The sequence below is a fragment of the Paeniroseomonas aquatica genome (assembly GCF_030409335.1).
GTDB lineage: Bacteria > Pseudomonadota > Alphaproteobacteria > Acetobacterales > Acetobacteraceae > Belnapia > Belnapia aquatica.
Map to the genome: position 1 here is coordinate 1 of NZ_JAUFPN010000246.1, position 1,019 is coordinate 1,019.

The following is a 1,019-nucleotide window of genomic DNA, read 5'->3' on the forward strand; positions in this document are numbered from 1 at the left end:
CCCAGCGGAAGTTTCCGTGTCGCCCCCTGCGCGATAGCCACTTCTTCCAGATCCGCTCGACCTGATGGAGATACCATCGGACCCGACGTCCGTTGCCGGTGATGCCGTAGTAGCCGTAGTGGCCACGCAGCATCGCGGACAGGTGGGCGTGCTGGTGGAGGATCGTTTGATGCCGGTTACGCTGGCACCATTCGGTCACCGCCGATAGGGCACGGGCGAACCGTCCCTTTGCCGTCACCTGCCGCACCACGTTCTTACCTTTCAGGGACCGTCCCCAGACATGGGTAAAGCCCAGGAAGTCGAAAGTGGTACCGCTCGTCGCCGGATGGCGCAGGCCACCCGGACGGCGAAATCGGAAGTCGATGAACCGCGACTTCTCCGGATGGAGGGTGAGTCCGTACCGGTTCAGCCGCTGACCCAGCACGTGAAAGACCCGCTTGGCATCGAGATGGTCTTCGAATGCCATGACAAAATCGTCCGCATACCGGACCAGGGTATGTCGCCCTTTCAGCCGTGGCTCGACCACCATCGCAACCCATTCGTCCAGCACGTAGTGCAGGTAGATGTTTGCGAGCAGTGGCGAGATCACGCCGCCTTGGGGCGTTCCTTCGGTCGCATAGGTCAGGGAGCCGCTTTCCAGCACCCCGGCCTTCAGCCATTTGTCGATCATCCGTCGGACAACACCGTCCGTGACTCGTCGGTCAAGGAAGCTCCGCAGCTGGTCATGCGGGATGGTGTCGAAATATCGCCTGATGTCGATATCCAGCACCCACCGCATGCCCTGCGTCATGAGCGACGTGCGCAAATTGTGCACGGCGTCATGCGCCGACCGGCCTGGCCGGAAACCATACGAGCAGGGCAGGAAATCCTGCTCGTAGATGGCCTCCAGCAGCATCACGATCGCCCGCTGCGCCACCTTGTCCTCGAAGGTCGGAATGCCAAGAGGCCGCTGCGAGCCGTCCGCTTTCGGAATGTAGCTGCGGCGCACCGGTGGGGCCCGATAGCGACCCGACTTGATG

At 62.2% G+C, this 1,019-nt stretch carries 1 protein-coding gene; it reads right to left on the reverse strand.

Annotated elements, in window-relative coordinates; all coding sequences use genetic code 11:
- A partial coding sequence (gene ltrA, locus QWZ14_RS29110; protein WP_290320567.1) for a group II intron reverse transcriptase/maturase occupies positions 1-988 on the reverse strand: 988 nt, incomplete at its 3' end.
- Positions 989-1,019: the final 31 nt, after the last annotated feature.